The following is a 17448-nucleotide window of genomic DNA, read 5'->3' as shown; positions in this document are numbered from 1 at the left end:
GAAAGTGACTGACTGAATGCATACCCCGTGGGAGGCGGCTTGCCGGCGATGCTTTTTCTGACGCGACCTATCAGTGACTGAACGGACGCCATCGCCGGCAAGCCGCCTCCCACAGTCCGTGGTCGCAGTAAGACTCAGGTATAACGCTGAGCACAAGCATGGGCATGATCGGCGTGCTTGAGATCACGCTGATCGTTCCTACGCTCCGCGTGGGAATGCCGCTCAGGACGCTCCGCGTCCGCTCTTGAATGTGGCGCAGATGCGTGGCCAAGCTCCGCCGTTATCCACGCCATGCGCTCGGCTCACTGAATCCTCAGTCCGTGCCATTTGTGACGCGGAGCGTCACGGGAGGCATACCCACGCGGAGCATGGGCACGATCAGTGTTGAGGCGGACTTAGGTATTACGACGAGCGCGGCGGCTTGGGGAACTCACCCCGGACCTGTTCGTAAGCCTGCGCCACCCGCAACGCCAGTGCGTCCTGAAAGCGTGGTGCGACGATCATCATGGCTACCGGCAAACCGTCGGCCAATCCGGCGGGAATCGACGTTGCCGGGTGGCCGGTGATGTCGAACGGTGCGGTATTGGCAAGCATGTTCAGTGCGCTGTGTACGTATTCCTCGATGGGTGCGTCCGGTGCGGTCAAGGGCGTCGCCACGAACGGCATGGTCGGCATCACCAGCACGTCGAATGACTTGAACGCTTCGTCATACTGACGCGTGAGTTCCGGCACCAGCATGCGCGCCTTGGCGTAGCTGGCGCCATGCAGGTTCTTCAGGCTGTAGTGACCGGTCAACGCCACGGCGCGCACACTGTGCGACAGCGAGTTGGCGTGTTCGCGGCGTTTGGCGCCGTAATAACTCATGATGTCCGGATCGTAGTAACCATCGACGTTCATGCCATAGCCGTTGCCTTGCAGCATCTGGTACGCAGCGCCGTCGGTGGCGATCACGTTCCACATGTCCAGCGCGACACCCGAATGCCATGGCGCACTGGCTTCGCCGACAATCGCGCCGAGGCTTTCAAGCTGCGCGACGGCAGCTTTGACCAATGTGTCCACCTGCGGCTCGGACATGCCGGGAATCGCGAAACCTTCACGCAGCAGACCGATTTTCAAGCCGGCAACGCCTTGATCCAGGGTCGCGAGGCAATTGACTGCGGGCGGATTTTTCTGCCGCGAATCCAGCCCGTCGGCGCCTGCGATCACATCCAGCATCAAGGCGCAGTCGCGCACGGTGTTGGCCATCGGGCCGACGTGGTCGATGGTCCGCTCGATGGGAAACGCGCCAGTGTAAGGCACCAGGCTGTAGGTCGGTTTGTGGCCGACGATGCCACTCCAGGCCGACGGCATGCGGATCGATCCGCCCTGATCGCCACCAATGGCCATGTCGACTTCGCCAAGAGAAACCAGTACCGCGCTGCCGCTGGACGAGCCGCCCGCGTTGCGGGTCATGTCCCACGGATTCTTCACCGCACCACTGGCGGAGGTGAAGCTGGCACCGGAAAAGCACAGGTCTTCGCACACCGATTTGCCAACCACTGTGGCGCCCGCTGCCAGCAGGCGTTTGACCACGGTGGCGTCTTCGGACGGCACGTAGCCTTCCAGGCTCAACGAGCCATTGGCCATGGGCACGCCTGCGACCGAGACGTTGTCCTTGATGACCACGGTCCGGCCCTTCAACGGACCTTCGGCGGCCCCCGTGATGTGGGTTTTCACGTACCAGGCGGCGTGCAGGTTTTCGGCGGGCAGCGGCTTGCTGTGTTCGCGCAGCGGTGTCGGCTGAGCGACATGGGCAGCGTACAGCGCATCAATGGCTTCGTAGGAATTCAGGCTCTTGTCAGCGAGGTTCAGGTACGCCTGCATCTGGCTGTCGGACAGGTCGTAGCCATGGTCCTGGGCGGCAAGAAGAAAGTCGGCATTTTCAGGGCGTTTGATGGACATGATGTTCTCCAGATGACGGTAGGAGCCGCCGGTGCCGAGTGCACGGGCTCAAGCTCGTTCCGGAGGACGCCGTTGTCCATGCCGGTCGCCACGCGGTGCTCCATACCTGCCGGTTCAGGGCGTATGGCAAACGTCCACGCAGAAGAGGATCAGGCGTTATGGCCTGACGCTCAACAAATGATCAGGAGCAGGCCTGTTGAAACAACTCGTGGGCTTTCACCAGCGCCTCGGCAATTTTCTCTACCGGTTCGCGCTTGCTCATGGCCTGATCACGCAGTGCGTTGTAGGCGTCGATTTCCGACAGCCCCTTGGTTTCCATCAGGATGATTTTCGCCTGCTGCACAGTCCGCATGACCGCCATACGTCCTTCCAGACGCTTGACGTGCTTCTCCCGTTCGCGGGTCTTGCGCGCATGGCTCAGGGTGAGGGTCAGCGCGGTGAGCAGTCCGAAGGATCTGACGGGTGACGGAATCACCGAGCAGGCGTTCAACTGGACCAGCGCCTCGACGATAATCGGGTTCTCGTAAGCGATCACCGGAATGATCGGCGGGGTCGCGCTGTGCAGCAGCCAGGGCGTATTGGTCGACAGGCTTTCCGGCGATATCGCCAGCACGATCACATCCGCCTCACTGTGCAGGCGTTCAGGGATCGGCCATTGCACACGCACCTGACAGCCGATGCGCTGCAATTGCGCGATCAGGTTGCGCCCGTCTTCGTCATCCGGGTGCATCACCAGCACGCTGATGTCACGCAGGTCCTTGATGCCGCCTGCGCTGTCGTTGCGCAGGCGTTTCTTGGCAGCACGCAGGGTCATGGACGCCTCCCGGCCAGACCGGACCAGCCACTGAAATCGGGCGCAATGGCATAGGGGTCGGGTTTGAGCGCCTTCTGGCTCTCGTAAAGAATGTCGAACTGACCGTCGGCGTTGGCGCGTCCGATCCGTGAGTACAGGTAGGTGTGGTGGTTGTTTTCATCGATTCTCACTCGTCCTTGAGGCGCGTCGAATTCCAGACCGCGCATGGTCTGCAGCACCGCTTCCACCTCAGTGCTGCCGGCACGGCTGATGGCCTTGGCCAGCAGGTGCACTTGAAAATACGCCGCTTCCCAGCAGCGGTCGGTCACTTGGTGCTGGCCGAACAGCTCGCGGTATTCGGCGATGCACTGGCGATTGAGCGGTGTGTCGATGGACTGGAAATAACTCGCCGCCGAGATATGGCCGGTGCCCAAATGCACGCCCATCTGTTGAATGTCGGTTTCGCTGGTGGTGACGCTGGCAATCGGCATGGCAGCCGGATCGAAGCCTGCATCGGCGTAGGCCTGATACAGATGGGCCATGGTCTCGCCAACCACTGTGGAGAAGATGAACGAGGGTTTGAGTTCCCGCGCCTTGATCATCAGTCTGGCGAAATCTTCAGGACGGGCGTTCTTGAGCGGCAGGTAATACTCGCCCAGTTTCTGCCCGCCGCGCTCGTACAGCAGGTCGCTCATCAGGCGGTTGGTTTCGTACGGATAGACGTATTCGGAGCCGATCATCAGCACGCGGTTGCCAAAGTGCTCGAACATGTAATTGCCCAACGGCACGGCATTGTGATTGGGCGTGGCACCGGTGTAGATAATGTTGCGTGAGTATTCAAAGCCCTCGTAGTACACGGGGTATAGCAGCAAGGCATCGTAACGCTCGACGACCGGCAATACCGCCTTGCGCGCGGCCGAGGTGTAGCAGCCGAAAAAGAACTTCAGCTTCTCTTCGCGAATCAGCGACTCGACATGCATGGCAAACAGCGCAGGCGTGGAATCGGGGTTGCGGGTAATCATTTCCAATGGCCGGCCATCCACACCACCGGCTGCGTTGATCTGCTCAATGGCGAACTGCGCGCCGCGCATCGTCGAGCATTCGCCTGCGGCCGTGACCCCGGTGTTTGAAAACAGACCGCCTATGCGGATCGACTGGTCAACCATGCCAATAAACCTTGTTCAGCGTGAGATGAGACGCCCGCCTTTGGCCGGGGTCCTGGGGTTCATGCATAAAAGGGCTGAGCGAAAACCGCGAGGTTCAGCGGTGGCTCTCAGGCGGTTGTGCCTGGGCTGGCGTGACAACAGTGTCAGGGCCAGCGCATGCGAGGGGCCTTCCACACCTGCCGGGGATGGGCGTGTGACAAGGGACCCTGCGAGGGTGTCGTTCAAGCCCATGCAGGGAGCGGGCCAGCGTGCACACGATCAATAATCGACAGCAAATGCACGGACTGGCATACGTGTCCGGTCACGTTTTTGGTGCGTGCCGCCCTGCTCTCGCGCCAAAGCGGCGCAGGCCCTTGCGCGCGTGCAATTAATGAAGGGGCGCTCTGGCAACGCGCTGCAAAGCAAGCCATCGCCGGTATTTGGCACTTGGCACCGGCCTTGCTATGACCTTTCAGAGACATCGCGCCAGCTGCCTGCCCTACGCCCTCATGGCAAGTAAGGAGACACCTCGCGTACGACTGGATCGGACATCGTCTGTCCCGCCAGATTCGGCACAAAAGCCTGACCTTCCGCCTGTTCGCAGGACGGAATGTCGGGCTTTTTTTATTCCTGGGAGAGAAGTGAATGCACAACGACAAACGCCGTTTGATCAAGCATGCGCTGTTGCTGAGCGCCATGAGCCTGCTGCCGTTTTCCCTGATCGGTCAGGCGCACGCAGCCGAGACCGTGAAAGTGGGGATCATCCACTCGCTCACCGGCACCATGGCCATCAGTGAAGCCTCGGTGGTGGACGCCGAAAAACTGGCCATCGACGAAATCAACGCCAGCGGTGGCGTACTGGGCAAGACCATCGAACCGATCGTCGAAGACGGTGCCAGTGACTGGCCTACCTTCGCCGAAAAGGCGCGCAAGCTGCTGGAAAACGACAAGGTCGCGGTGACCTTCGGCGCGTTCACCTCTGCTTCACGCAAGGCTGTGCTGCCGGTCTTCGAACGCAACAAGGGCCTGCTCTACTACCCGACCTTCTACGAGGGTCTGGAAAAATCCCCGGCGATTATCTACACCGGCGCCGAGGCCTCGCAGCAGACCTTGGCAGCCGTCACCTGGCTGATGGCCAACAAGGGCAAAAGCGTCTATCTGGTCGGCTCGGACTACATCTGGCCACGCACCACCAACAAGCTGGCGCGCGTGTCGGTGACCAAGCAAGGCGGCTCGATTGTCGGCGAGGATTACCTGCCACTGGGCGCCATCGAGTTCTCCTCGGTGATCAACAAGATCAAGGTCGCCAAGCCTGACATCGTGATTTCCACCATCGTCGGCGGCTCCAACGTGGCGTTCTACAAACAGCTCAAGGCCGCCGGGATCGACAGCAGCAACCAGACCCTGATGGCGCTCGCCGTGACGGAAGAAGAAGTCACCGGTATCGGCGCCGAAAACCTCACCGGTTTCCTGACCTGCATGAGCTACTTTCAGAGTCTGAAAAACCCGGTCAACGAAAAATTCGTTCAGGCGTTCAAGACCCGTTATGGCCAGCAACGCGTGATCGGCGACCCGATGGCAGCCGCCTACACCGCTGTGTACCTGTGGAAAAAAGCCGTCGAGAAAGCGGGCAGTTTCGACGTGCCGAACGTCATTGCAGCGTCCTCGGAGATGGAACTGGATGCGCCTGAAGGCGAGATCAAGGTGCACAAGGACAACCATCACCTGTGGAAACGCGCACGCATCGGCACCCTCAACGCGCAGGGTCAGGTCGACGTGATCTACGAGTCCGCGCCCATCGAGCCCAACCCGTTCCCGAAACTCTGACACCTGCGCGGGCGTGAGCCAATCCACGCCCGCCTCTTTCAACCTTCAGCGACAGGTGGCGACGCCATGACTTTCGATACGCTGGTAATGCAAGTCTTCAGCGGGTTCTCGCTGTTCTCGGTGCTGGTGCTCATGGCACTGGGGCTGACCATCGTGTTCGGCCTGATGGGCGTGATCAACATGGCCCACGGCGAACTGATGGCAATGGGCGCGTACATGACCTACGTCACGTCGGTGGTGTTTCAGCGCTACCTGCCCGAACTCATGGGCTGGTACTTCATCGTCGCGATCGGCGTCGCCTTCCTGGTGACCTTCGCCTTTGGCTTTCTGCTTGAACGCTGTTTTATCCGTTTCATGTACAACCGCCCGCTGGACACCCTGCTGGCAACCTGGGGGCTGTCGCTGGTGTTGCAACAGGTCTTTCGTCAGGTCTTCGGCCCCAAGGAAGTCAGCGTGCCGACCGTGCAATGGCTGCAGGGCGCGTGGAAAGTCAGCGAAGGCCTGGAGCTGCCGATCAACCGGATTTTCATCATCGGTCTGACGTTCGTCATTGCCGCTGCCGTTTTCCTGTTTCTCTACCGCAGCCGCTGGGGCCTGCGCATCCGCGCTGTGACCCAGAACCGCGCCATGGCCGGTGCTGCGGGGATCAATACCGCACGGGTGGATTCGGTGACCTTCGCGCTGGGTTGCGGGCTGGCCGGCATCGCCGGGAGTTCGTTCACCATGCTCGCCTCCACCGGCCCGGTCAGCGGCCAGCAATACCTGGTCGACACCTTCATCGTGGTCGTGTTCGGCGGCGTCGAAAGCCTGCTGGGCACCTTCCTGTCGGCCTTCGCCATCGGCCAGACGCAGATATCGCTGGAATACCTCACCACCGGTTCCATGGCCAAGGCCATGACCCTGCTGGTGGTGATCGTGCTGCTGTTCTTCCGCCCCAACGGCCTGTTCGCCACGAAAGTGAGACGTTGAGATGAATGACATGACTGAAAAGCCGCCAGCCCTGCCCCGCACAACGAGCTCCCGCCCCGCCTGGCTCAGTGGCGGCTGGCTGGCACTGCTGGAGCGCTACAGCCTCATCTGGCTCTCGGTTCTGCTACTGGTGGTGTTGCCGTTGTGCCTGGGCGACTTCCGTCTGGGGCTCGCAGGCAAATACCTGAGCCTGGGATTCTGCGCAGTCGGCATGGTGATGATCTGGGGCTACGGCGGCATCCTCAGTCTCGGCCAGGGGATCTTCTTCGGCCTGGGCAGTTACATGATGGCGATGTACCTGAAACTCGAAGCCACCGCCACGGACGAGGCCGCCAGCGCCCTCGCCGCCTTCTACGGCTCGGCGCTGCCCGACTTCATGATCTGGAACAGCGTCGAGTCGCTGCCGTGGTGGTGGAAACCATTCGAGTCGGCAACCTTCACGCTGGTGGCGATCCTGATTCTTCCGGCGTTGCTGGCGTTCCTGTTCAGCTACGCCTACTTCAAGAAACGCGTAGGCGGCGTGTACTTCTCGATCATCACCCTGTCGCTGGCTTCGATCATGTCGATCATGATCATCGGTCAACAAGGCTACACCGGCGGGGTCAACGGCCTGACCGATTTCAAGACAGTGTTCGGCCTGAGCCTGCAAACGCCGCAGACGCCCTGGATCCTGTACCTGATCACCACCCTGCTGTTGCTGGCCTGCGTCGCGATGTGCGGCTTCATTCTGCGCAGCCGTCTGGGCAAGGTGATCGTGGCGATCCGCGACCGCGAAGACCGGGTGCGTTTCTCCGGCTACAACACCGCCCTGTTCAAGGCCTTTATCTTTGCCGTCGCCGCGCTGATCTCGGCGCTGGGCGGGGTGATGTTCACCCTGCAGGTCGGTCTGGCATCGCCCTCGCTGGTGGGCATCATTCCCTCGACTGAAATCGTCATCTACGCAGCGCTGGGCGGACGCTTATCGCTGGTCGGTGCGGTGTACGGCACGCTGTTGATCGGCACGGCGAAAACCTACCTCTCGGAGAACTTCGTCAGCTTCTGGCAGTACTTCATCGGCTTTCTGTTCATGGGCGTGGTGCTGTTCCTGCCCGCAGGCCTGGCCGGTCTGCTGCAACGACTGAACAACAAGGAGGCGAACTGATGGGCGCGCTGCTACTGAGTGTCGAAGACCTGACGGTGTCGTTTGACGGTTTCAAGGCCGTGGACAACCTCAATTTCTATGTCGAAGAAAACCAGGTGCATGTGGTGATCGGCCCGAACGGCGCAGGCAAGACCACGCTGCTGGACATGATCTGCGGCAAGACCCGACCGAGCGCCGGGAGCATTCGCTTCAAGGACCTGCAACTGGCGAACATGATCGAGTACCAGATCACCCGAGCGGGCGTCGGTCGCAAGTTCCAGAACCCGTCGGTGTACGAAGACCTGACCGTGCGCGAGAACCTGGACATTTCCTCGCCGGACAAACGCGGCATTTTCAACTGCCTGTTTGCGGGGAAGAACACCGCTTTGCAGGCCGAAATCGAGCAGACCGCCGAGATGATCTTTCTCAAGGACCAGTTGGGCCGCAAGGCCGGGCTGCTGTCCCACGGCCAGAAGCAGTGGCTGGAGATCGGCATGCTGCTGATGCAACGTCCGGAACTGCTGTTGCTGGACGAACCGGTGGCGGGCATGAGTGCAGGCGAGCGGGAGAAAACCGCAGGCCTGCTCAAGCTGATCGCCAAGGGCCGCGCAATGGTGATCATCGAGCACGACATGGAGTTCGTGAAGTCGGTGGCCGACAAGGTCACCGTGCTGCATCAGGGCAAAACCCTGGCCTACGGCTCGATGGATCAGGTGCAGAACGATCCTCGCGTCATCGACGTCTATCTGGGGCACTGAACATGCTGAATGTCACTGAACTGAACGTCTATTACGGCGACAGCCACGTGCTGCGCAACCTCAGCCTTGACCTTGCGCCGGGCGAATCGCTGGCGATCATGGGCCGCAACGGCATGGGCAAGACCACGCTACTGCGCAGTCTGGTAGGCATGCTGCCGACCCGCAGCGGCAGCATCAAGCTGGCCGGGCAGGAACTCACCGGCAGCAAGAGTTATGAGCGCGTTGCTGCAGGCGTCGGCTTCGTGCCACAGGGCCGAATGATTTTTCCGTACCTGAGCGTCGAGGAAAACATCCTCACCGGCATGCAGGGCGCGCCCGCTGCAGCGATTCCCGACTACATCTTCGAGTACTTCCCGGTGCTGTTCGAGATGCGCAGGCGCAAGGGCGGCAACCTCTCCGGCGGCCAGCAGCAACAACTCGCCATCGCTCGCGCACTGGTGTCCAACCCCAAGGTATTGATCCTCGACGAACCCACCGAAGGCATCCAGCCGTCGATCATCAAGGACATCGCCAAGGCCCTGAATCTGCTCAAGAAGGAACGTGGCTTTTCACTGATTGTGTCCGAGCAGGTGCTGTCGTTCGCCATGGCGGTGGCCGACCGTTACCTGATTATCGAAAAGGGCGAGTTCGTGCACAGCGAAGTCCGCGAAACCGTCGACCGCGAGCGCATCCTGCGTTACCTCACCATCTGAACCGGCACGGGAGACACGCCATGCTGATACTCGACCGCATCCTCGGCCAGGCCAGCGACCCGGCCCTCGCCGAGCAGCTTCATGAACTGAGCCACAACGGGCAGGTGGAGACCCTGAGCCTGTCCGGCAGTGACATCCAGCGCCATCGTCTGCGGCTGGCCAGCGACCGGGGCACCGACTGCGCGATTCGTCTGGAGCGGCATCAGCAACTGCGCAACGGCTCGGTGCTGATGCTCGACGGCCAGCGCGCCATCGTCGTGCAGATGCAGGATCAGCAGTACCTGAGCCTGCGGCCACGCGATGCAGCCGCAGCGCTGGAACTGGGTTACTTCGCAGGCAACATGCACTGGGCCGTGCGCTTTGCCGAGGACACCTTGCAGATCCCGCTCAGCGGGCCTGAAGCCGATTACCTGGAACGCCTGGCCCCCATGATCGCCGACGGCCGGGTGTCGCGCGCATGAACGACCTTCTCGACGACTTGGGCAGCGTCCTGCTGGCCCTGCAGCAGGCCGACAGTTTCTTCCCCACCGGCGCCGTGGCCTGGTCGTGGGGGCTGGAAACCCTCAAGGCGGACGGTCATCTGGGACCGATCGAACGAGTCCCGCCGCGACGCCGCCAGCGGGAAACACGTCCGGATCGCAGCGCTGAGGTGTGCGGTTTTGTCGAAGGTCAACTGCGTCACCGCTGGAACAGTTTTGACCGGGCGTTTCTGGTCGCCGCCTGGCAGTCGGCCGACGATCTGGAATATCTGATGACACTGGATGCGCAGGTCGAAGCGCTGACGATGGCCGAAGAGCTGCGCCAGGGTTCACGGCGTGTCGGCCAGGCGCTGCTGGGCGTTCATGTCGCGCTCGGCACACCCGGCGCGGCGCGCTATCAGCAGCAGGTGCTGGCCGGCGAAACGCCGGGGCATCTGCCGGTGTTGCAGGGGCTGATATGGAAACAGCTGGGCATGCAGCTTGAACATTGCCAGCTGGCGGCGGCCCACGGCCTGGGCACCGGACTGGTCAGCGCTGCCGTACGCCTTGGCGTCATGGGCCACATTGATGCTCAGCGGGTGCTGACCGCCATTCAACCTTTGATCACGCAACTGCTGGCGGACGCAGCGCCCGAGCCGGACAACGCCAGCGGCTTCACGCCGATGGCCGAGATCGCCGTGATGCGTCACGAAACGCAGGAATTACGCCTGTTTGCCAATTGATCACCTGCCCGCAGGAGCCATGCCATGCTGCTGACCCCCACCGAGCTTGAACGCCTCACGCTCTACACCGCTGCCGAACTGTCACGCAAACGTCGGGGCAAGGGCCTGCGCCTGAACTTTCCGGAAGCCTCGGCGCTGATCGCCGACGAAATTCTGGAAGGCGCCCGCGAGGGACGCAGCGTGGCCGAACTGATCGGCTTCGGTTCGACGATTCTCAACACTGATGACGTGATGCCCGGCGTTGCCGAGTTGCTGCCGGTGCTACAGGTCGAAGGTACGTTTCCGGACGGCACCAAACTGGTGACGGTTCATCAACCGATTCGCCCCGGCCGACTGCCGCTGGCGGAGATGCCTACGCCCGGCGAGATTATTGCGCCTGAAGGCGACATCCAGCTCAACGGCGGCCGACCCACTGCAACGCTGCGCGCCCTGAATACCGGCGACCGCCCCGTGCAGATCGGCAGCCACTACCACTTTTTCGAAGTCAACAAGGCGCTGGATTTCCCCCGCGACATCGCCTTCGGCATGCACCTGGACATTCCGGCCGGCACCGCTGTGCGTTTTGAACCCGGCGAACTGCGTGAGGTGCAACTGGTGCAGTTCGGCGGCACCGGCGACATTCACGGCTTCAGCGGCCTGACCAATGGCAACCTGCACGACCCGGCCTGCAAGCGCATGGCGCTGGACCGTGCGCGCGCCCAGCACTTCAAGGGAGCCTGACCCATGGCCACGATGACCCGCAAGGAATACGCCGCGATGTACGGCCCCACCAAGGGCGACGCGGTCCGGCTGGGTGATACCTCGCTGCTTGCCGAGGTCGAGTTCGACCACGCGGTACCCGGCGACGAATGCCTGCACGGCGGCGGCAAGACCCTGCGCGATGGCATGGGCCTGATGCCGGGCCACGACAGCGACGACGGCGCCCTCGACATGTTGATCTGCAACGCGCTGATCATCGATCCGGTGATCGGCATCGTCAAAGGCGACATCGGTATCAAGGACGGCAAGATCGTTGCCATCGGCAAGGCGGGCAACCCGCAGATCATGGACGGCGTGCACCCGAAACTCATCTGCGGCGTCGCCACCACCGTGCGCGATGCCGAAGGCCTGATCGTCACCCCCGGCGGCATCGATGTGCACGTGCATTTCGACTCGGCGCAGCTCTGCGACCACGCGCTGGCGGCCGGACTGACCACCTTGATCGGCGGCTCGCTGGGCCCGATCACCGTGGGCATCGACTGCGGCGGCGAGTGGAACGTGGGCAAGATGCTGCAGGCGTCCGAGCACTGGCCGATCAACTTCGGCTTTCTCGGACGCGGCAATTCGAGCAAGCCCGAATCACTGCTCGGGCAACTGCGCGGCGGCTGCCTGGGGCTGAAAATCCATGAGGACTGGGGCGCGATGCCTGCGGTGATCGACACCTGCCTGAAGGTCGCCGACGAATATGACTTTCAGGTGCAACTGCACACTGACACGCTTAACGAATCGGGTTTTCTGGAAGACACCCTGGCCGCCATCGGCGATCGCACCATCCACATGTACCACACCGAAGGCGCGGGCGGCGGGCATGCGCCGGACATCATCAGCGTGGCGGGCAAGCCGAACTGCATCCCCTCCTCCACCAACCCGACCAACCCTTACACGATCAACACCTTCGACGAACACCTGGACATGATCATGGTCTGCCACCACCTCAATCCGGACGTGCCGGAAGACGTAGCGTTCGCCGAATCCCGCGTGAGGCCGCAGACCATCGCTGCCGAAGACATCCTCCACGACACTGGCGCGATCTCGATTCTGGGCTCGGACAGCCAAGGCATGGGGCGCATCAACGAAGTCATCTGCCGCACCTGGCAACTGGCGTCGAAGATGAAGGATCAGCGCGGTCGCCTGCCGGAAGAAGCCACAGCGCTGGGCGACAATGAGCGCATCAAACGCTACATCGCCAAGTACACCATCAACGCTGCGCGCGTGTTCGGCATCGACAGCTACATCGGCTCGCTGGAGCCGGGCAAGCTGGCCGATCTGGTGATATGGCGGCCGGCCTTTTTCGGTATCAAGCCGGAACTGGTGATCAAAGGCGGTTTCATCGTGCACGGCGTGATGGGTGACTCGGCCGCCTCGCTCTACACCTGCGAACCGCTGGTGATGCGTCCGCAATGGGGCGCGTTCGGTGAAGCGAGCAAGGCGCTGTCGGTCAACTTCGTCAACCGGCTGGCCGTCGAAGCCGACACGGCCAGCAAACTGGGCCTCAAGAAAGCGCTGCTGCCCGCGTTCGGCACCCGCACCCTGCGCAAGTCCGACATGCTGCATAACGATGCCTGCCCGGACATTCGCGTCGACCCACAAACGTTCGACGTGTACGCCGACGGCGAGCGGCTGTTCTGTGATCCGGTCAGCGAAGTCCCGCTCGCTCAACGCTACATGCTGCGCTGAACCCATTTGCGAAGGAGCCTGATCATGAATCTGCCATTGAATGCGCCAACCCTGTCCACTTCACAGCCTCACCCCGGCGCTGCACGTGTCGGCATCGGTGGCCCGGTTGGCTCGGGCAAGACCCGTCTGCTGGAACAGTTGATTCCACGCTTCATCGCCCGCGGAATCGAACTGGCCGTCATCACCAATGACCTCGCAACCCGTGAGGACGCCGAACGCGTGCAGCGCAGCGGTCTGATCGACCCGATGCGAGTGCGCGCGGTGGAAACGGGTGCATGCCCGCATACAGCGATTCGGGAAGACCCGACACTCAATCTGCAAATGGCCGATGAGCTGGAAGCGCACTTCAAGAACCTCGATCTGGTGCTGATCGAATCTGGCGGCGACAACCTGGCTTCGACCTTCTCACTGGATCTGGTGGATTACTGGATCTTCGTCATCGACGTTGCCGGCGGTGATGATATTCCGCGCAAACGAGGGCCTGGCGTGCTGAGCTGCGATCTGCTGGTGGTCAACAAATACGATCTGGCGCCTTATGTCGGCGTCGATTTATCACGCATGCGGCGTGAATCTGCCGACGCACGCAACGGCCGCCCCGTGCTGTTCACCAACTGCAGCACCGGGGATGGCGTCGATGCAGTGGTCGAGGCGATCAGCCGTGCCGTGCTGTTCGACCGAGTATGAACGCCCGTCAACCCATCGAGCCCGTGCAGACGCGCCCTGCCGCACAGATCAGCTTCAGCAGAGCACCGTCGGGGATCAGCTACGTCTCGCGTCAGGAAGTGGGCTATCCCTTCCACTTGGGCCGGACCTTGAAACTGCCACAGGATCCACCCGGCATGGCCGCGGTCTATCTGCAATCCTGCTCGGGAGGACTGTTCGCCGGAGAGCACTTGCATCTGCGTCTGCACGCCGAGGCCGACACGCAAGTGCATGTCAGCACAGGCGCGGCAACCATCGTCCACAGCATGCTCGAACAACCCGCACGCCAGACCGTCGCGCTGGTAGCCGAATCCGGCGCGTTGCTCGAATACCTGCCGATGGCAACCATCCTGTTCCCCCAGGCACGCCTGCACAGCCAGGTGCTGGTGACCTTGCACCCTGACGCTCACGTCCTGCTCTGCGATGCATTCTGCGTGCACACCCCCCACGGCACAGACGGACTGCCAAGCTATTACCGCGCCGATCTTGAAGTACGTTGCCCAGCTGGGCGGCTCTTGGCCGGAGACAGGCTGGCCCTGACCGGCGAAGACCTGCAACGTCGCCTGCCGGGTGTCAGCGGCCCATTTGAAGCCGTCGCCACTTTCATGCTGCTCAGCCACGGGCTGCCATTAGAAGAGATAAAGACGGGGTTGCGAGAGGCGTTACGCGGGCTAACTGACAGCTACGTGGGGGTCAGTGCCTTGCCGAGTGATTGCGGGGTATCGGTGAGAATAACGGGCACTAATGCGATGGTGTTGCGCCAGGCCCTGCACCTCGCCTGGGCGACTGCCCGCCTGCATCTGACAGGCGTTGCGCCACAGGTGCGGCGCAAGTGAGGCCTGGTTTGTGAAACCTCGGAAAGCTATCTTGTTACATTCCGACACTCACTCCATAATCGCGCACCCTCTATTCACGGGCGCTGTGCAAGCGACCTGTATGAATTGCCCTCTCATCAGGCGAAACGTCGGTCGGCTGACAAGCGACTGACTGGCAAAATTTCACCATGCCGCTCTCAGGAAACCTCATGTACAGAAAACTTACCGCATTTGTTGCAATGGCTATCGGCCTGGCTTCGCTTGCAGGATGCGGCGACACGCAAGAAAGCAAAGCTGCCAACCGGTCTGCGACAGACAAATGCTTTGTCGACGCCATCGGCGGAAAAGGCGACGCGACCGTCTACGTCAAGCGAGGTACGGTCATGGTCTCTGGCTGGGCCGTTGACACGCAGAAACAGGCGTCACCGACTGAGTTGAGGCTTCGTCTCACAGGTGCGCAAGGCGCCCCTCATACCTTCGAGAAGCCCGCTCAGGTAGATCGGCCGGATATCGTCAAAGTCTTTAATAACGAAAAACTGCTCAAGACGGGCTTCAATTTCACTGTCGATCTGTCTGGCCTGGACACAGGGGCCTACGGCATCATTCTGGAAATGCCGGATGGCAGTTCATTGCTGATGTGTCAGCCTAAAAAAATCATTGTTGTTCAGTAGCCGGTAAAAGCGTTGCCGCAGAACGTGTGAAACTCGCTGGACATGAAAAAGCCCATCTCAGGATGGGCTTTTTCGTTTGATGCACGTTTTATGAGGCGAGTGGTGGTGAGGTCTTTCACGTTTGACCCGGTGACTCGTGTTTACTTTGGAAACACACAGTCCTTGAACATCGGCGTCTTGGCCAAGTCGCCAGTCCCCGTACAGACAACAGAAACCTCTGCCCCCTTCTTCAGCGCCGCAATCGATGACAAGTGAGACTTGCCGAACTTGAACTGCGGCGCCAGCATCCTGTTGTGTCCAGCCAATATCAGGTACGGATACCCCATGAAGTCGGTATTTATGTCCAGGATGCGACCGGTCACTTGCACGCGCTTGTCTTTGTACAGCATGTCCGCCGCTACGGTATTTTCATCGTACCCGGTCGATACTTGTAGGGCCGTGTAGGCTTTTACAGGTTCTGCAACGGGTTCGGCAGTTGCCTGAGCGACAGGTTTGGCCGCTGGAGCCGGGGCTGGAGCTGGGGCTGTCGCAAGAACAGGAGCAACTTCAGCAGGGGTTGCGGGCGACGCTGCGGGGGCTACGGCAACGGCCGGAGCAACGGAAGCTGATGAATCACGATTGGCAGGCTTGTGTAAGACCAGGGAAATAATCATCCAGAGCGCCATCCACCCGAAGCCAATCAGCCTGGCTTTTTTTGTATGCCCTTTACGCAGCAGCAGCCAGGCGAAGAACTGAGGCATCAGCGCAATCAGGATTCCCAGAATGATTCCGACCTTGCGGGGTGAAGACGGGACTTTCATTTCGTTCATTTCGCTTTCCATGACGATCAAATAACGCGGCATCCTGAACAGATCTGTACCAAATTGCCACTGACTAACGGTGCGTAGGGTATCGACTGTAATCGCTTGAACTTGATAGGTTTTTTCGAATTCCAGGTTTGCGCGCGCATTGACAAGGGGAAAATCTGGTGTGATGCATCTGATCATCTGACGCGATCCTGACCGCTGCGAGATACTCAGGCCACATCAGGTTCAAGCGTCAGGTTCTGTGGCCGAGTGGCATCCACCAGCCATTCGAGCGCCGTTTTGCGGCGGTACTTCTTCATCTCGAAATCATGACTGCGATACGCCAGTTACATGCATTCCTTGCACAAGTGGAGCAGGCCGGTATACCCAACCGTACCGATCTGCCACGGCGACTTCTGTGTGGTTCAAGCCGCCGGGAGCCGGCAGACGGACCTGCATCGGCTGGCTTCACTTCGGACATGACTGAGGCTCCGGCAGTTGCAACGGGGTCTTGATCGGGTATTCGGGGCTGCCGTAGGCGTAGCAGGACGTCGTGACCTGAAGTTCATCACAGGGCAGGAAATGCACGGTGAGGCCGCAGACGTTCTGGTTGGTGTAGTCGGGGACGGGGACTGTTTTGGTGTGTTGGCGTTTTTGGGCATTGATTTTTTCAACCCAAGTTAAGTATCTGGGCCAGTCGGCGTAGCCAGGAGAGTCGGATGCATAAGCGACACCAGTCTCCCAATCAACCCGCACCGTCATCCCCGGCTCCCAGCGCGACGGCGCGACATAGCAGCAACCGCCCCCGCCCCCCTGATACGGACCGATGATGTCGATACCCGAACGGCCATCGACGCTGAATCGGTTGATCGCCCAGTGGGTGTGGTTGATGGCTTCAAGGGTACTGGCCTGCGCGCCCTGTGCGAGCGCGACTCCGGCCACGCCGCACAGTGCCGTCATGAGCATCTGGCAGGAAACGCCCCCGGCAAGGAGCGAACGGCTTTGCCGCAGACATGGCCGAGACAACCGGAGGCTGATCTGTCTTATTTTGGACATGACTGAGGCTCCGGCAGGTGCAACGGGGTCTTGATCGGGTATTCGGGGCTGCCGTAGGCGTAGCAGGACGTCGTGACCTGAAGTTCATCGCAAGGCAGGAAATGCACGGTGAGGCCACAGACGTTCTGCCCGGTGTAGTCGGGGACGGGGACTGTTTTGGTGTGTTGGCGTTTTTGGGAATCAATTTTATCTAGCCATGCATCGTACTTAGCCTCATCAGACAGACCAGGATTATCGTAGGAGTAGGCCATACCGCTCTCCCAATCAACACGCACAGTCGTCCCCGGCTGCCAATGAGTTGGCGCGACATAACAACAACCGCCCCCACCGCCCTGATACGGACCGATGATGTCGATACCCGAACGGCCATCGACGCTGAACCGGTTGATGGCCCAGTGGGTGTGGTTGATGGCTTCAAGGGTGCTGGCCATAGCATTTTGCACAAGCAAGGCCCCGATCAGGCCACAAAGTGCCGTGATCGGCCCACGGCAGGAATTGAGCCTCGACAGAGTCTTCATTCCTGGAGCAGATGTCTTA

At 60.9% G+C, this 17448-nt stretch carries 18 protein-coding genes; 12 read left to right on the top strand and 6 right to left on the bottom strand.

Annotated elements, in window-relative coordinates:
• Positions 1–402: 402 nt before the first annotated feature.
• The 3 genes from CFBP1590_RS11065 to CFBP1590_RS11055 form a co-directional block, all read right to left on the bottom strand.
• Positions 403–1941 (bottom strand): amidase, encoded by a 1539-nt coding sequence (locus tag CFBP1590_RS11065; RefSeq protein WP_088235006.1) that lies wholly within the window; start codon positions 1939–1941, stop codon positions 403–405.
• Positions 1942–2122: 181 nt separating this feature from the next.
• Positions 2123–2755 carry an ANTAR domain-containing response regulator gene (locus tag CFBP1590_RS11060; protein ID WP_058432800.1) on the bottom strand — a complete coding sequence of 211 codons (633 nt, stop codon included), beginning with the start codon at positions 2753–2755 and terminating at the stop codon, positions 2123–2125.
• Positions 2752–3900 (bottom strand): transporter substrate-binding domain-containing protein, encoded by a 1149-nt coding sequence (locus tag CFBP1590_RS11055; RefSeq protein ID WP_088235005.1) that lies wholly within the window; start codon positions 3898–3900, stop codon positions 2752–2754. Before CFBP1590_RS11055 ends, CFBP1590_RS11060 begins: the two co-directional genes overlap by 4 nt.
• 624 nt (positions 3901–4524) lie before the next feature.
• On the opposite strand from CFBP1590_RS11055, the gene urtA reads away from it, so the two are divergent.
• From urtA to CFBP1590_RS10990, 12 genes are all read left to right on the top strand, one after another.
• Positions 4525–5706, top strand: a complete 1182-nt coding sequence (urtA, locus tag CFBP1590_RS11045; RefSeq protein ID WP_043306446.1) for an urea ABC transporter substrate-binding protein — start codon at positions 4525–4527, stop codon at positions 5704–5706.
• Between the two features lie 66 nt (positions 5707–5772).
• Positions 5773–6675 (top strand): urea ABC transporter permease subunit UrtB, encoded by a 903-nt coding sequence (urtB, locus tag CFBP1590_RS11040; RefSeq protein WP_004886981.1) that lies wholly within the window; start codon positions 5773–5775, stop codon positions 6673–6675.
• A gap of 1 nt (position 6676) precedes the next feature.
• Complete coding sequence (gene urtC / locus CFBP1590_RS11035; protein ID WP_029243710.1) at positions 6677–7816, top strand: urea ABC transporter permease subunit UrtC; 1140 nt, start codon at positions 6677–6679, stop codon at positions 7814–7816.
• On the top strand, positions 7816–8553 hold the full coding sequence (gene urtD / locus CFBP1590_RS11030; protein ID WP_004886977.1) for an urea ABC transporter ATP-binding protein UrtD: 738 nt from the start codon (positions 7816–7818) through the stop codon (positions 8551–8553). Before urtC ends, urtD begins: the two co-directional genes overlap by 1 nt.
• A gap of 2 nt (positions 8554–8555) precedes the next feature.
• Positions 8556–9245, top strand: coding sequence for an urea ABC transporter ATP-binding subunit UrtE (gene urtE / locus CFBP1590_RS11025; protein ID WP_004886976.1), 690 nt, complete (start codon positions 8556–8558; stop codon positions 9243–9245).
• A gap of 20 nt (positions 9246–9265) precedes the next feature.
• Positions 9266–9706, top strand: a complete 441-nt coding sequence (gene ureE / locus CFBP1590_RS11020) for an urease accessory protein UreE (protein ID WP_088235004.1) — start codon at positions 9266–9268, stop codon at positions 9704–9706.
• A complete protein-coding gene (locus CFBP1590_RS11015) occupies positions 9703–10446 on the top strand; it encodes an urease accessory protein UreF (protein WP_088235003.1) in 744 nt (247 codons plus the stop codon). The genes ureE and CFBP1590_RS11015 overlap by 4 nt, the downstream gene beginning before the upstream one ends.
• Positions 10447–10470: 24 nt before the next feature.
• Positions 10471–11166 carry an urease subunit beta gene (locus CFBP1590_RS11010; protein ID WP_069143650.1) on the top strand — a complete coding sequence of 232 codons (696 nt, stop codon included), beginning with the start codon at positions 10471–10473 and terminating at the stop codon, positions 11164–11166.
• 3 nt (positions 11167–11169) lie between these two features.
• Positions 11170–12882, top strand: coding sequence for an urease subunit alpha (gene ureC / locus CFBP1590_RS11005; RefSeq protein WP_029243705.1), 1713 nt, complete (start codon positions 11170–11172; stop codon positions 12880–12882).
• A gap of 24 nt (positions 12883–12906) precedes the next feature.
• Positions 12907–13566 carry an urease accessory protein UreG gene (gene ureG, locus CFBP1590_RS11000; RefSeq protein ID WP_029243704.1) on the top strand — a complete coding sequence of 220 codons (660 nt, stop codon included), beginning with the start codon at positions 12907–12909 and terminating at the stop codon, positions 13564–13566.
• Positions 13563–14420 (top strand): urease accessory protein UreD, encoded by an 858-nt coding sequence (locus CFBP1590_RS10995; RefSeq protein ID WP_088235002.1) that lies wholly within the window; start codon positions 13563–13565, stop codon positions 14418–14420. Before ureG ends, CFBP1590_RS10995 begins: the two co-directional genes overlap by 4 nt.
• Positions 14421–14608: 188 nt before the next feature.
• Positions 14609–15070 (top strand): hypothetical protein, encoded by a 462-nt coding sequence (locus tag CFBP1590_RS10990; RefSeq protein WP_088235001.1) that lies wholly within the window; start codon positions 14609–14611, stop codon positions 15068–15070.
• Between the two features lie 140 nt (positions 15071–15210).
• Here the strand turns inward: CFBP1590_RS10990 and CFBP1590_RS10985 are convergent, their stop codons facing one another.
• From CFBP1590_RS10985 to tli1a (CFBP1590_RS10975), 3 genes are all read right to left on the bottom strand, one after another.
• Positions 15211–16056 carry an OB-fold protein gene (locus CFBP1590_RS10985; protein WP_050575449.1) on the bottom strand — a complete coding sequence of 282 codons (846 nt, stop codon included), beginning with the start codon at positions 16054–16056 and terminating at the stop codon, positions 15211–15213.
• A 267-nt stretch (positions 16057–16323) separates the two neighbouring features.
• Positions 16324–16821 (bottom strand): Tli1a family immunity protein, encoded by a 498-nt coding sequence (tli1a, locus tag CFBP1590_RS10980; protein ID WP_088235000.1) that lies wholly within the window; start codon positions 16819–16821, stop codon positions 16324–16326.
• A 77-nt stretch (positions 16822–16898) separates the two neighbouring features.
• On the bottom strand, positions 16899–17429 hold the full coding sequence (tli1a, locus tag CFBP1590_RS10975) for a Tli1a family immunity protein (RefSeq protein WP_088234999.1): 531 nt from the start codon (positions 17427–17429) through the stop codon (positions 16899–16901).
• Positions 17430–17448: the final 19 nt, after the last annotated feature.

The sequence above is a fragment of the Pseudomonas viridiflava genome (assembly GCF_900184295.1).
GTDB lineage: Bacteria > Pseudomonadota > Gammaproteobacteria > Pseudomonadales > Pseudomonadaceae > Aquipseudomonas > Aquipseudomonas viridiflava.
Note: the sequence above shows the minus strand (reverse complement) of the source record. Positions and strands in the feature narration are given on the sequence as shown.

Coding starts and splice junctions, on each gene's coding strand:
- tli1a (WP_088235000.1), bottom strand. CDS start 16,821: ATGCTCATGACGGCACTGTGCGGCGTGGCCGGAGTCGCGCTCGCACAG.
- ureC (WP_029243705.1), top strand. CDS start 11,170: ATGGCCACGATGACCCGCAAGGAATACGCCGCGATGTACGGCCCCACC.
- CFBP1590_RS11015 (WP_088235003.1), top strand. CDS start 9,703: ATGAACGACCTTCTCGACGACTTGGGCAGCGTCCTGCTGGCCCTGCAG.
- CFBP1590_RS10985 (WP_050575449.1), bottom strand. CDS start 16,056: ATGATCAGATGCATCACACCAGATTTTCCCCTTGTCAATGCGCGCGCA.
- CFBP1590_RS11060 (WP_058432800.1), bottom strand. CDS start 2,755: ATGACCCTGCGTGCTGCCAAGAAACGCCTGCGCAACGACAGCGCAGGC.
- urtB (WP_004886981.1), top strand. CDS start 5,773: ATGACTTTCGATACGCTGGTAATGCAAGTCTTCAGCGGGTTCTCGCTG.
- ureE (WP_088235004.1), top strand. CDS start 9,266: ATGCTGATACTCGACCGCATCCTCGGCCAGGCCAGCGACCCGGCCCTC.
- CFBP1590_RS11010 (WP_069143650.1), top strand. CDS start 10,471: ATGCTGCTGACCCCCACCGAGCTTGAACGCCTCACGCTCTACACCGCT.
- CFBP1590_RS10990 (WP_088235001.1), top strand. CDS start 14,609: ATGTACAGAAAACTTACCGCATTTGTTGCAATGGCTATCGGCCTGGCT.
- urtD (WP_004886977.1), top strand. CDS start 7,816: ATGGGCGCGCTGCTACTGAGTGTCGAAGACCTGACGGTGTCGTTTGAC.
- ureG (WP_029243704.1), top strand. CDS start 12,907: ATGAATCTGCCATTGAATGCGCCAACCCTGTCCACTTCACAGCCTCAC.
- urtA (WP_043306446.1), top strand. CDS start 4,525: ATGCACAACGACAAACGCCGTTTGATCAAGCATGCGCTGTTGCTGAGC.
- CFBP1590_RS11065 (WP_088235006.1), bottom strand. CDS start 1,941: ATGTCCATCAAACGCCCTGAAAATGCCGACTTTCTTCTTGCCGCCCAG.
- urtE (WP_004886976.1), top strand. CDS start 8,556: ATGCTGAATGTCACTGAACTGAACGTCTATTACGGCGACAGCCACGTG.
- tli1a (WP_088234999.1), bottom strand. CDS start 17,429: ATGAAGACTCTGTCGAGGCTCAATTCCTGCCGTGGGCCGATCACGGCA.
- CFBP1590_RS10995 (WP_088235002.1), top strand. CDS start 13,563: ATGAACGCCCGTCAACCCATCGAGCCCGTGCAGACGCGCCCTGCCGCA.
- CFBP1590_RS11055 (WP_088235005.1), bottom strand. CDS start 3,900: ATGGTTGACCAGTCGATCCGCATAGGCGGTCTGTTTTCAAACACCGGG.
- urtC (WP_029243710.1), top strand. CDS start 6,677: ATGAATGACATGACTGAAAAGCCGCCAGCCCTGCCCCGCACAACGAGC.